8 protein-coding genes and 1 pseudogene are annotated in these 13,445 nt (G+C 52.6%); 7 read left to right on the plus strand and 2 right to left on the minus strand.

Annotated features, from left to right (window positions below; all coding sequences use genetic code 11):
* Positions 1–8: 8 nt before the first annotated feature.
* The 6 genes and pseudogenes from araA to ACJHYD_RS06475 form a co-directional block, all read left to right on the plus strand.
* Positions 9–1,511, plus strand: coding sequence for an L-arabinose isomerase (gene araA, locus ACJHYD_RS06450; protein ID WP_000151750.1), 1,503 nt, complete (start codon positions 9–11; stop codon positions 1,509–1,511).
* Between the two features lie 168 nt (positions 1,512–1,679).
* Positions 1,680–2,375: an L-ribulose-5-phosphate 4-epimerase gene (gene araD, locus ACJHYD_RS06455; RefSeq protein ID WP_000888651.1), complete on the plus strand. Its 696-nt coding sequence runs from the start codon at positions 1,680–1,682 to the stop codon at positions 2,373–2,375.
* Between the two features lie 74 nt (positions 2,376–2,449).
* Positions 2,450–4,801, plus strand: coding sequence for a DNA polymerase II (gene polB, locus ACJHYD_RS06460; protein WP_001550592.1), 2,352 nt, complete (start codon positions 2,450–2,452; stop codon positions 4,799–4,801).
* A gap of 163 nt (positions 4,802–4,964) precedes the next feature.
* Positions 4,965–7,871, plus strand: coding sequence for an RNA polymerase-associated protein RapA (gene rapA, locus ACJHYD_RS06465; protein WP_001550591.1), 2,907 nt, complete (start codon positions 4,965–4,967; stop codon positions 7,869–7,871).
* Between the two features lie 11 nt (positions 7,872–7,882).
* A complete protein-coding gene (gene rluA / locus ACJHYD_RS06470; protein WP_000525176.1) occupies positions 7,883–8,542 on the plus strand; it encodes a bifunctional tRNA pseudouridine(32) synthase/23S rRNA pseudouridine(746) synthase RluA in 660 nt (219 codons plus the stop codon).
* A gap of 212 nt (positions 8,543–8,754) precedes the next feature.
* Positions 8,755–8,933: pseudogene (locus ACJHYD_RS06475) on the plus strand (transposase DNA-binding-containing protein); the annotation flags it as partial.
* 16 nt (positions 8,934–8,949) lie between these two features.
* Here the strand turns inward: ACJHYD_RS06475 and espY1 are convergent.
* Entirely contained in the window at positions 8,950–9,708 is a 759-nt protein-coding gene (espY1, locus tag ACJHYD_RS06480) for a T3SS effector EspY1 (protein ID WP_001550590.1), read from the minus strand.
* 294 nt (positions 9,709–10,002) lie between these two features.
* Entirely contained in the window at positions 10,003–10,818 is an 816-nt protein-coding gene (gene djlA, locus ACJHYD_RS06485) for a co-chaperone DjlA (RefSeq protein ID WP_001200573.1), read from the minus strand.
* Between the two features lie 254 nt (positions 10,819–11,072).
* On the opposite strand from djlA, the gene lptD reads away from it, so the two are divergent.
* Positions 11,073–13,427, plus strand: a complete 2,355-nt coding sequence (gene lptD, locus ACJHYD_RS06490) for an LPS assembly protein LptD (RefSeq protein ID WP_001550589.1) — start codon at positions 11,073–11,075, stop codon at positions 13,425–13,427.
* Positions 13,428–13,445 lie beyond the last annotated feature (18 nt).

The raw sequence follows: 13,445 nt of genomic DNA on the forward strand, positions 1-13,445 counted from the left end.
ACACGACAATGACGATTTTTGATAATTATGAAGTGTGGTTTGTAATTGGCAGCCAGCATCTGTATGGCCCGGAAACCCTGCGTCAGGTCACCCAACATGCCGAGCACGTCGTTAATGCGCTGAATACGGAAGCGAAACTGCCCTGCAAACTGGTGCTGAAACCGCTGGGCACCACGCCGGATGAAATCACCGCTATTTGCCGTGACGCGAATTACGACGATCGTTGCGCCGGCTTGGTAGTGTGGCTACACACTTTCTCCCCGGCCAAAATGTGGATCAACGGCCTGACCATGCTCAACAAACCGTTGCTGCAATTCCACACCCAGTTCAACGCGGCGCTGCCGTGGGATAGCATCGATATGGACTTTATGAACCTGAACCAGACTGCACATGGCGGTCGCGAGTTCGGCTTCATTGGCGCGCGTATGCGTCAGCAACATGCCGTGGTTACCGGTCACTGGCAGGATAAACAAGCCCATGAGCGTATCGGCTCCTGGATGCGTCAGGCGGTATCTAAACAGGATACCCGTCATCTGAAAGTCTGCCGTTTTGGCGATAACATGCGTGAAGTAGCGGTCACCGATGGTGATAAAGTTGCCGCACAGATCAAGTTCGGTTTCTCCGTCAATACCTGGGCGGTTGGCGATCTGGTGCAGGTGGTGAACTCCATCAGCGATGGCGATGTTAACGCGCTGGTCGATGAGTATGAAAGCAGCTACACCATGACGCCTGCCACACAAATCCACGGCGAAAAACGCCAGAACGTGCTGGAAGCGGCGCGTATTGAGCTGGGGATGAAGCGTTTCCTGGAACAAGGTGGCTTCCACGCGTTCACCACCACCTTTGAAGATTTGCACGGTCTGAAACAGCTTCCTGGTCTGGCCGTACAGCGTCTGATGCAGCAGGGTTACGGCTTTGCGGGCGAAGGCGACTGGAAAACTGCCGCCCTGCTTCGCATCATGAAGGTGATGTCAACCGGTCTGCAGGGCGGCACCTCCTTTATGGAGGACTACACCTATCACTTCGAGAAAGGTAATGATCTGGTGCTCGGCTCCCATATGCTGGAAGTCTGTCCGTCGATCGCCGTAGAAGAGAAACCGATCCTCGACGTTCAACACCTCGGTATTGGCGGTAAAGACGATCCTGCCCGCCTGATCTTCAATACCCAAACTGGTCCGGCGATTGTCGCCAGCCTGATTGATCTCGGCGATCGTTACCGTCTGCTGGTTAACTGCATCGACACTGTGAAAACACCGCACTCCCTGCCGAAACTGCCGGTGGCGAATGCGCTGTGGAAAGCGCAACCGGATCTGCCAACTGCTTCCGAAGCATGGATCCTTGCTGGTGGCGCGCACCATACTGTTTTCAGCCATGCGCTGAACCTCAACGATATGCGCCAGTTTGCCGAGATGCACGACATTGAAATCACGGTGATTGATAACGACACCCGCCTGCCCGCGTTTAAAGACGCGCTGCGCTGGAACGAAGTGTATTACGGATTTCGTCGCTAAGTAGCTGCATCAGGTGTGTAACGCCTGATGCGACGCTGGCGCGTCTTATCAGGCCTACACGCTGCGATTTTGTAGGCCGGGTAAGCAAAGCGCATCCGGCATTGTTTTCCCCCTCGCCCCTTTGGGGAGAGGGCCGGGGCGAGGGGAAACGACCTCTCAGGAGTCAACATGTTAGAAGATCTCAAACGCCAGGTATTAGAAGCCAATTTGGCGCTGCCAAAACATAACCTGGTCACGCTCACATGGGGCAACGTCAGCGCCGTTGATCGCGAGCGCGGCGTCTTTGTGATCAAACCTTCCGGCGTCGATTACAACGTCATGACCGCTGACGATATGGTCGTGGTCAGCATCGAAACCGGTGAAGTGGTTGAAGGAACGAAAAAGCCCTCCTCCGACACGCCAACTCACCGGCTGCTCTATCAGGCATTCCCGTCCATTGGCGGCATTGTGCACACACACTCGCGCCACGCCACCATCTGGGCGCAGGCGGGCCAGTCAATTCCGGCAACCGGTACCACCCACGCCGACTATTTCTACGGCACCATTCCCTGCACCCGCAAAATGACCGATGCGGAAATCAACGGCGAATATGAATGGGAAACAGGAAAAGTGATCGTCGAAACCTTCGAAAAACAGGGGATCGACGCAGCACAAATGCCCGGCGTTCTGGTCCATTCTCACGGCCCGTTTGCATGGGGCAAAAATGCCGAAGATGCGGTGCACAACGCCATCGTGCTGGAAGAAGTCGCTTATATGGGGATTTTCTGCCGCCAGCTTGCTCCGCAGTTACCGGATATGCAGCAAACGTTGCTGGATAAACATTATTTACGTAAGCATGGTGCGAAGGCATATTACGGGCAGTAATGACTGTATAAAACCACAGCCAATCAAACGAAACCAGGCTATAATCAAGCCTGGTTTTTTATTGGATTTTTAGCGTGGCGCAGGCAGGTTTTATCTTAACCCGACACTGGCGGGACACCCCGCAAGGGACAGAGGTCTCCTTCTGGCTGGCGACGGACAACGGGCCGTTGCAGGTTACGCTTGCACCGCAAGAGTCCGTGGCGTTTATTCCCGCCGATCAGGTTCCCCGCGCTCAGCATATTTTGCAGGGTGAACAAGGCTTTCGCTTGACGCCGCTGGCGTTAAAAGATTTTCACCGCCAACCGGTGTATGGCCTTTACTGTCGCGCCCATCGCCAGTTGATGAATTACGAAAAGCGCCTGCGTGAAGCTGGCGTTACCGTCTACGAGGCCGATGTGCGCCCGCCAGAACGCTATCTGATGGAGCGGTTTATCACCTCACCGGTGTGGGTCGAGGGTGATATGCGCAATGGCACTATTGTTAATGCCCGTCTGAAACCGCATCCCGACTATCGTCCGCCGCTAAGGTGGGTTTCTATTGATATTGAAACCACCCGCCACGGTGAGCTGTACTGCATCGGCCTGGAAAGTTGCGGGCAGCGCATCGTTTATATGCTGGGGCCAGAGAATGGCGACGCCTCCGCGCTCGATTTCGAACTGGAATACGTCGCCAGCCGCCCGCAGCTACTGGAAAAACTCAACGCCTGGTTTGCGACTCACGATCCTGATGTGATCATCGGCTGGAACGTGGTGCAGTTTGATCTGCGAATGCTGCAAAAACATGCCGAGCGTTATCGTATTCCACTGCGTCTTGGGCGTGATAACAGCGAGCTGGAGTGGCGCGAACACGGCTTCAAAAACGGCGTCTTTTTTGCCCAAGCCAAAGGGCGACTGATTATCGACGGTATCGAGGCGCTGAAATCCGCGTTCTGGAATTTCTCTTCATTCTCGCTGGAAACTGTCGCTCAGGAGCTATTAGGCGAAGGAAAATCTATCGATAACCCGTGGGATCGAATGGACGAAATTGACCGCCGTTTCGCCGAAGATAAACCTGCGCTGGCAACTTATAACCTGAAAGATTGCGAACTGGTGACGCAGATCTTCCACAAAACTGAAATCATGCCGTTTTTACTCGAACGAGCGACGGTTAACGGCCTGCCGGTAGACCGCCACGGGGGGTCGGTGGCAGCGTTTGGTCATCTCTATTTTCCCCGAATGCATCGCGCTGGTTATGTCGCGCCTAATCTCGGCGAAGTGCCGCCACACGCCAGCCCTGGCGGCTATGTGATGGATTCGCGGCCAGGGCTTTATGATTCGGTACTGGTGCTGGACTACAAAAGCCTGTACCCGTCGATCATCCGCACCTTTCTGATTGATCCCGTCGGGCTGGTGGAAGGCATGGCGCAGCCTGATCCAGAGCACAGCACCGAAGGTTTTCTCGACGCCTGGTTCTCGCGGGAGAAACATTGCCTGCCGGAGATTGTGACTAACATCTGGCACGGGCGCGATGAAGCCAAACGTCAGGGTAATAAGCCGCTTTCGCAGGCGCTGAAGATCATTATGAATGCCTTTTATGGCGTGCTTGGCACCACCGCCTGCCGCTTCTTCGATCCGCGCCTGGCGTCGTCGATCACCATGCGTGGTCATCAGATCATGCGGCAAACCAAAGCATTGATTGAAGCGCAGGGCTACGACGTGATCTACGGCGATACCGACTCAACGTTTGTCTGGTTGAAAGGCGCACATTCGGAAGAAGAAGCGGCGAAAATTGGTCGTGCACTGGTGCAGCACGTTAACGCCTGGTGGGCAGAAACGCTGCAAAAACAACGGCTGACCAGCGCATTAGAACTGGAGTATGAAACCCATTTCTGCCGTTTTCTGATGCCAACCATTCGCGGAGCCGATACCGGTAGTAAAAAGCGTTATGCCGGGCTGATTCAGGAGGGCGATAAACAGCGGATGGTGTTTAAAGGGCTGGAAACCGTGCGCACCGACTGGACGCCGCTGGCCCAGCAGTTTCAGCAGGAGCTGTACCTGCGTATCTTCCGCAACGAGCCATATCAGGAGTACGTCCGCGAAACCATCGACAAACTGATGGCGGGTGAACTGGATGCGCGGCTGGTTTACCGTAAACGCCTTCGCCGTCCGCTGAGCGAATATCAGCGTAATGTTCCGCCTCATGTACGCGCCGCTCGCCTTGCCGATGAAGAAAACCAAAAGCGCGGTCGCCCCTTGCAATATCAGAACCGCGGCACCATTAAGTACGTATGGACCACCAACGGCCCGGAGCCGCTGGACTACCAACGTTCACCGCTGGATTACGAACACTATCTGACCCGCCAGCTACAACCCGTGGCGGAGGGAATACTCCCTTTTATTGAGGATAATTTTGCTACACTTATGACCGGGCAACTTGGGCTATTTTGAGCAAAAAAAGAGTTCGCCAGATACCATTTTGATGCGTGACGAATGCTTTGCCATCCAGTACCATAGCGCCCTTTCCATTCCTGGACCTGAATAACACCACTACCTCATAAGCACGGTAGCGGGTGGTTATTGCCTGCAATTAAAGATATAGAGCCGAACACATATGCCTTTTACACTTGGTCAACGCTGGATCAGCGATACAGAAAGCGAATTGGGACTTGGAACCGTTGTCGCGGTGGATGCGCGAACTGTCACTTTACTTTTCCCATCTACTGGTGAAAACCGTCTGTACGCACGCAGTGATTCCCCCGTGACCCGCGTGATGTTCAACCCTGGTGATACTATTACCAGCCATGACGGCTGGCAGATGCAAGTCGAAGAAGTAAAAGAAGAAAATGGCTTGCTGACCTATATCGGTACTCGCCTGGATACTGAAGAGTCCGGCGTAGCCCTGCGTGAAGTTTTCCTTGATAGCAAACTGGTGTTCAGCAAACCGCAAGACCGTCTGTTTGCCGGGCAGATTGACCGTATGGACCGCTTTGCGCTGCGTTATCGCGCGCGTAAGTATTCCAGCGAACAGTTCCGTATGCCGTACAGCGGCCTGCGCGGTCAGCGTACCAGCCTGATCCCGCACCAGCTCAACATCGCTCATGATGTTGGTCGCCGCCACGCGCCGCGCGTCCTGCTCGCTGACGAAGTCGGTTTAGGGAAAACCATTGAAGCCGGGATGATCCTGCATCAGCAACTGCTCTCTGGCGCTGCTGAACGTGTGCTGATTATCGTCCCGGAAACCTTACAGCATCAGTGGCTGGTAGAAATGCTGCGCCGTTTCAACCTGCGCTTTGCTCTGTTTGATGATGAGCGTTATGCCGAAGCTCAGCACGATGCTTACAACCCGTTCGACACCGAACAGCTGGTGATTTGCTCGCTGGATTTTGCCCGTCGTAGCAAACAGCGTCTGGAACATCTCTGTGAAGCCGAATGGGATCTGCTGGTGGTCGATGAAGCCCATCACCTGGTGTGGAGCGAAGATGCGCCGAGCCGCGAATATCAGGCCATTGAACAACTGGCAGAGCACGTGCCCGGCGTTCTGCTGCTGACCGCAACCCCGGAACAACTGGGGATGGAAAGCCACTTCGCCCGTCTGCGTCTGCTGGACCCGAACCGTTTCCACGATTTTGCGCAATTCGTTGAAGAACAGAAAAATTATCGTCCGGTTGCGGACGCCGTTGCCATGCTGCTGGCAGGTAACAAACTGAGCAATGATGAACTGAACATGCTCGGTGAGATGATCGGCGAGCAGGATATCGAGCCGCTGTTGCAAGCAGCAAACAGCGACAGCGAAGATGCAAAGAGCGCCCGTCAGGAACTGGTTTCCATGCTGATGGATCGCCACGGCACCAGCCGCGTGCTGTTCCGTAACACGCGTAACGGTGTGAAAGGCTTCCCGAAACGCGAGCTGCACACCATCAAGCTGCCGCTGCCGACGCAGTATCAGACGGCTATTAAAGTCTCCGGCATTATGGGCGCACGCAAAAGTGCGGAAGATCGCGCTCGCGATATGCTCTACCCGGAGCGTATTTATCAGGAATTTGAAGGTGATAACGCCACCTGGTGGAACTTCGATCCGCGCGTTGAGTGGCTGATGGGCTACCTGACCAGCCATCGCTCTCAGAAAGTGCTGGTGATCTGCGCCAAAGCTGCCACTGCGCTGCAACTGGAGCAAGTACTGCGCGAACGTGAAGGTATCCGCGCTGCGGTGTTCCACGAAGGCATGTCGATTATTGAGCGTGACCGCGCTGCCGCCTGGTTTGCTGAAGAAGACACCGGCGCACAGGTACTGCTGTGCTCGGAAATCGGTTCTGAAGGACGTAACTTCCAGTTCGCCAGCCACATGGTGATGTTTGACCTGCCATTCAACCCGGATCTGCTGGAGCAGCGTATTGGTCGTCTGGATCGTATCGGCCAGGCGCACGATATTCAGATCCATGTGCCTTATCTGGAGAAAACCGCTCAGTCGGTGCTGGTGCGCTGGTATCACGAAGGTCTGGATGCATTCGAGCACACCTGCCCGACCGGACGCACTATTTACGATAGTGTATACAACGATCTGATTAACTATCTGGCTTCACCGGATCAAACCGAAGGCTTTGACGATCTGATCAAAAACTGCCGCGAGCAACATGAAGCGCTGAAAGCACAGCTGGAACAGGGTCGTGACCGCCTGCTGGAAATCCATTCCAACGGTGGCGAAAAAGCCCAGGCACTGGCAGAAAGCATTGAAGAGCAGGATGACGATACCAACCTGATCGCCTTCGCCATGAATCTGTTCGATATTATCGGTATCAATCAGGACGATCGCGGCGACAACATGATCGTGCTGACCCCGTCCGATCATATGCTGGTGCCGGACTTCCCAGGCTTGTCGGAAGATGGCATCACCATCACCTTCGACCGTGAAGTGGCGCTGGCGCGTGAAGATGCGCAGTTTATTACCTGGGAGCATCCGCTGATCCGCAACGGTCTGGATCTGATCCTTTCTGGCGATACCGGTAGCAGCACGATTTCACTGTTGAAAAACAAAGCGTTGCCGGTAGGTACGCTGTTGGTGGAACTGATTTACGTGGTCGAAGCCCAGGCTCCGAAGCAGTTGCAGCTCAACCGCTTCCTGCCACCGACGCCGGTACGTATGCTGCTGGATAAAAACGGCAACAACCTGGCGGCGCAGGTGGAGTTTGAAACCTTTAACCGTCAGCTTAACGCGGTTAACCGTCACACCGGCAGCAAACTGGTTAACGCCGTGCAGCAGGATGTTCACGCTATCCTTCAGCTGGGGGAAGCACAGATCGAGAAATCTGCCCGTGCACTGATTGATGCCGCACGTAACGAAGCCGACGAAAAACTGTCTGCCGAGCTGTCTCGTCTGGAAGCTCTGCGTGCAGTGAACCCGAACATTCGTGACGACGAACTGACCGCCATTGAGAGCAACCGTCAGCAGGTAATGGAAAGCCTGGATCAGGCAGGCTGGCGTCTGGATGCCCTGCGTTTGATCGTTGTAACGCATCAGTAACGGAGCCGAAAATGGGGATGGAAAACTACAATCCACCGCAGGAACCCTGGTTGGTTATCCTGTATCAGGATGACCATATTATGGTGGTCAACAAGCCGAGCGGTTTGTTGTCTGTGCCGGGTCGTCTGGAAGAGCACAAAGACAGCGTGATGACGCGCATTCAGCGTGATTATCCGCAGGCAGAATCGGTGCATCGTCTGGATATGGCTACCAGCGGCGTGATTGTAGTGGCGCTGACCAAAGCCGCGGAGCGGGAGTTAAAACGCCAGTTCCGCGAGCGCGAGCCGAAAAAGCAGTATGTGGCCCGCGTCTGGGGGCATCCATCCCCCGCAGAAGGTCTGGTGGATCTGCCGCTGATTTGCGACTGGCCAAACCGCCCGAAACAGAAAGTCTGTTACGAAACAGGTAAACCTGCGCAGACGGAGTATGAAGTGGTGGAATATGCGGCGGATAACACGGCAAGAGTGGTGTTAAAACCGATTACCGGGCGTTCGCATCAGCTGCGTGTGCATATGCTGGCGCTGGGTCATCCGATTCTCGGCGATCGTTTTTATGCATCACCAGAAGCGAGAGCAATGGCACCGCGTTTGTTGCTACATGCAGAGATGCTGACGATTACCCATCCGGCGTATGGCAATAGTATGACGTTTAAAGCGCCAGCGGATTTTTAACCTTTCCTGTACGTTTATACCCTCATCCTAAGGGCTGCCTCTTGTACATAAATCCCCGAGTCCGGGGATTTTTTGTTTCTGCCAAACTGCTTTCAGTTGTTGCGTGTGGCTACGCTTTCCATTCGGTAATTCCCTTCCTGCTCCACAGCGAATTTTTGAACTTTTTCTTCACCCGTTGATCGTCTCTATTATTTCATTTTATCGGGTCTGTTATGGTCCTTTCTGATTGTTATTCATGGGCTAATTAGCAGTCTGGTTGGCGATGCCCATCTCGGTGATCCGCGTCGTGCACGACGCCTTGCATCACCAGCCTCTTCTCTAGCTCATCATGCAGGTCTTTCTAATTGTGAAATCATCCCACGCTACTGCTAAGGTTGAAGGGGCGTTCCAGCCCCTTCAACCTTAGCTTATTCTGGATCATTCAATAATTGCGTTGGCAATAATTTTTCAGCAGTACTTTGTTTAGTAGCAACTCCTTCAGTAACAATTTTTTTTGGGGTGATTTTATTAATAATAATTACCTCAGCATATAGGCGGGTAGCACCATCCACGGTAGCACCGTCCAGGATAGCACCGTCCAGGGTAGCACCGTCCAGGTTAGCATTCCACCCAGGTTCCAAGTAAAGGGCTTTTTTATCTATTATTGTTTTTTTACCAAAGTAACAATCCCTCATGTCAACGCCGGGAAGGTAAGCCTCTCCAAGATCAACGCCCAAGTTACCTGGGCCTTTATGCAGCTGCAACGTCTGAGTACATATCTCCTTATTTTCAATGAAAAAAGTGACACTTAACTCGATATCACCGTAGATCTCGGCGACCCAGCGCATCTTGCCCTTTGCGACCATCTCATCCGGATTTTTTGCGCATGTTTTGAGTTCATTGAATAATTCCAGACTATGGATAAACTTTTCTTTCTCATTCTCGTCGACAGCCCCAGTAAAGTATTTTGAGGCGTTGATGTTGCCAGCCTTTTTATTCACGAAATTGAACAGAAGTTTATAAGCCTCAGTCTGTTTATCTGACCAGAACAGATGACGTAACGTCTCCCACAAGCGTTGAAAGATATTCATCTTCACGTCCATCTTGTCCCCGCTCACCATCTTATAAATATCGTTATTGCTCATATTTAAAAGTGTAGCCGGCATGCCTGGAACTGATACTTTCATGGTAATAGCCTCGCATTGAGTTAAAAACTCATGATGCGCGCTCTGAATAAATATACTTTCAAAAATCGCTCATTCAGATATGTGTTTTTTATTTTTAAGACGTAAAAATATAATTCCGCTCGTCGTAAAGCTCTCAACCTTAAGCAGGGTCAACGCGATAAAACCAACAGAAACTTTCCCATAAACCGTGTATTGAGCCTGTCCACCACTCTGAGTAAACGCCTTTTCTCAAAGAAGTGACCGCCAGGGCGGCCACCTTTAATCGTGGGCAGTTACTCAGCATCATTTACAGGGTCATTTAAACCCTTTCTGCTGTTTTATCAGCTCATAGGCCTGCTGAATTTCCTGCGCTTTCTGCTTCGCCATCTCCATCATCTCAGGCGGCAAACCTTTCGCCACCAGCTTATCGGGATGGTGTTCACTCATCAGCTTACGGTAGGCACGTTTGATGGTGGTCGCATCATCCGTCGGCTTCACGCCCAGCACATTACAGGCATCTTCCAGCGTCGGGCCACGCTGCGCTTGCTGCCAGTTACCACCGCCAGATTGCTGCTGATAACCGCCGCCAAACTGTGCACCGCCCTGCATCATGCGCAAAAACTGGTCAAACTGGGCGCGGGAGATGCCTAATTCTTCAGCAATAACATACAGCACCGCCCGTTCATTCGGGTGCAGTGAACCATCAGCAAACGCCGCCTGAATCTGGATCTCCAGAAACATACGAATTAAGTCAAAACGACCAAAGCAAACACTGCGAAACTGGCGCATCTTTTCGCGCAGCGGGTAATTGTCTGATTTTCCCACCCGGAACGCATTTTGCGCCGCAGTACGGGAAGCGCCATGAAGGTTCATTCGGTCCATCAACTGGCTGGCGATATGAATATCAGCCTCCGTGACACGACCTTTGGATTTGGTTAAATGGCCCATCACTTCAAAAGTGGTGGCAAAAAACAGCGCCTGACGCTCACGCTGGTTGGCAAACCACGCCATTTTACGGCTACGGGCTTTATCAAACATATGGCCAATTAACAGGCCTAACACTACGCCCCAAAAGCCGCCGCCCATCAGTAAGGCCACGGCCACGCCAATGATTTTTCCCCAATACTGCATATATTCCCCAAATCGACACACGGATATCAGGGCTATCTCCCACAATATAAAGGTGCTTTTACCGTTTTCCGGCTGCGGTCAATTGTGGGACATCGCCTATAATTTGCATTATCATACCTGTCATTCAATGCCGTGCCTAACACCACTGACGCTATTCGGACAGGATTAACACTAGCGTAGAGATGACGAGTACGTTAGTCTCTGACCGTTTGTCACGCGCAACGTTACCGATGATGGAACAATAAAATCAACGTATGAAAAAACGTATCCCCACTCTCCTGGCCACCATGATTGCCACCGCCCTTTATAGTCAACAGGGACTGGCAGCCGACCTCGCCTCACAGTGCATGTTGGGCGTGCCAAGCTATGACCGTCCTCTGGTACAGGGCGATACCAATGACTTACCCGTGACTATCAATGCTGACCACGCGAAAGGGGACTACCCGGATGACGCCGTGTTTACTGGCAGCGTGGATATCATGCAGGGTAACAGCCGTCTGCAGGCCGACGAAGTGCAGCTCCATCAAAAAGAGGCACCAGGACAACCGGAGCCGGTACGTACCGTTGATGCGCTCGGTAATGTCCATTACGACGATAACCAGGTGATCCTCAAAGGGCCGAAAGGCTGGGCGAATCTGAACACCAAAGATACCAATGTCTGGGAAGGTGATTACCAGATGGTGGGTCGTCAGGGCCGCGGTAAAGCGGACCTGATGAAACAACGTGGCGAAAACCGCTATACCATTCTGGATAACGGTAGCTTTACCTCCTGTCTGCCGGGTTCTGACACCTGGAGCGTGGTAGGTAGCGAAATTATTCATGACCGCGAAGAACAAGTTGCGGAGATCTGGAACGCCCGCTTTAAGGTGGGTCCGGTACCGATCTTTTATAGCCCCTATTTGCAGTTGCCGGTGGGTGACAAACGTCGCTCTGGTTTCTTGATCCCGAACGCCAAGTACACCACCACCAACTACTTTGAGTTCTACCTTCCATATTACTGGAACATCGCGCCAAATATGGATGCCACCATCACGCCGCATTATATGCATCGTCGTGGCAATATCATGTGGGAGAACGAATTCCGCTACCTCTCCCAGGCGGGCGCTGGCTTGATGGAACTGGACTATCTGCCTTCAGATAAAGTCTATGAAGATGAACACCCGAACGATGACAGTTCACGTCGTTGGTTATTCTACTGGAACCACTCCGGGGTCATGGATCAGGTGTGGCGTTTCAACGTCGACTACACCAAGGTCAGCGATCCTAGCTACTTCAATGATTTCGATAACAAGTACGGTTCCAGTACTGACGGCTACGCAACGCAAAAATTCAGCGTTGGCTATGCGGTGCAAAACTTCAATGCCACCGTTTCAACCAAGCAGTTCCAGGTCTTCAGCGAGCAGAACACCAGTAGCTACTCGGCAGAGCCGCAGTTAGACGTTAACTACTACCAGAATGATGTTGGTCCGTTTGATACACGTATTTACGGCCAGGCAGTGCACTTTGTAAACACCAGAGACGACATGCCTGAAGCAACCCGAGTTCACCTGGAACCGACCATCAATTTGCCGCTCTCTAATAACTGGGGCAGCATCAATACCGAAGCGAAGTTGCTGGCAACTCATTATCAGCAAACTAATCTTGACTGGTATAACTCCAGAAACACAACCAAGCTGGACGAATCCGTTAACCGCGTAATGCCGCAATTCAAAGTTGACGGCAAAATGGTCTTTGAACGCGATATGGAAATGCTGGCTCCGGGTTATACCCAAACGCTGGAACCGCGCGCGCAGTATTTATACGTGCCGTATCGCGATCAGAGCGACATCTATAACTACGACTCGTCTCTGCTGCAATCTGACTACTCTGGCCTGTTCCGGGACCGGACTTACGGCGGTCTTGACCGTATTGCCTCCGCTAACCAGGTGACGACCGGTGTCACATCTCGCATATATGATGATGCTGCCGTTGAACGTTTTAATATTTCCGTTGGTCAAATCTACTATTTCACGGAGTCTCGCACTGGCGATGACAACATAACATGGGAGAATGACGACAAAACGGGCTCACTGGTGTGGGCAGCCGATACTTACTGGCGTATCTCCGAGCGTTGGGGATTGCGTGGCGGGATTCAGTACGATACACGTCTGGATAACGTAGCGACCAGTAACTCCAGCATTGAATACCGTCGGGATGAAGACCGTCTGGTACAGCTGAATTACCGTTACGCCAGCCCGGAATATATTCAGGCTACGCTGCCTAAGTACTATTCCACAGCTGAGCAATATAAGAATGGTATTTCGCAGGTAGGTGCCGTCGCCAGCTGGCCAATTGCCGATCGTTGGTCAATTGTTGGGGCCTACTACTACGACACCAATGCGAACAAGCAAGCCGACTCTATGTTAGGTGTGCAATACAGCTCCTGCTGCTATGCAATTCGCGTCGGTTACGAGCGGAAGCTGAACGGTTGGGATAACGATAAACAACATGCGGTATATGACAACGCAATCGGCTTTAACATCGAACTTCGCGGCCTGAGCTCCAACTACGGTCTGGGTACGCAAGAGATGCTGCGTTCGAACATTCTGCCGTATCAAAACACTTTGTGATTTGTTGATTTACCACGT

It is taken from the genome of Escherichia sp. WS1368, from assembly GCF_046487485.1.
Classification (GTDB): Bacteria; Pseudomonadota; Gammaproteobacteria; order Enterobacterales; family Enterobacteriaceae; genus Escherichia; species Escherichia coli.

Excerpts from the sequence above, each read along its gene's own strand:
- rluA (WP_000525176.1), top strand. The coding sequence starts at position 7,883 with ATGGGGATGGAAAACTACAATCCACCGCAGGAACCCTGGTTGGTTATC.
- lptD (WP_001550589.1), top strand. The coding sequence starts at position 11,073 with ATGAAAAAACGTATCCCCACTCTCCTGGCCACCATGATTGCCACCGCC.
- djlA (WP_001200573.1), bottom strand. The coding sequence starts at position 10,818 with ATGCAGTATTGGGGAAAAATCATTGGCGTGGCCGTGGCCTTACTGATG.
- araD (WP_000888651.1), top strand. The coding sequence starts at position 1,680 with ATGTTAGAAGATCTCAAACGCCAGGTATTAGAAGCCAATTTGGCGCTG.
- araA (WP_000151750.1), top strand. The coding sequence starts at position 9 with ATGACGATTTTTGATAATTATGAAGTGTGGTTTGTAATTGGCAGCCAG.
- espY1 (WP_001550590.1), bottom strand. The coding sequence starts at position 9,708 with ATGAAAGTATCAGTTCCAGGCATGCCGGCTACACTTTTAAATATGAGC.
- rapA (WP_001550591.1), top strand. The coding sequence starts at position 4,965 with ATGCCTTTTACACTTGGTCAACGCTGGATCAGCGATACAGAAAGCGAA.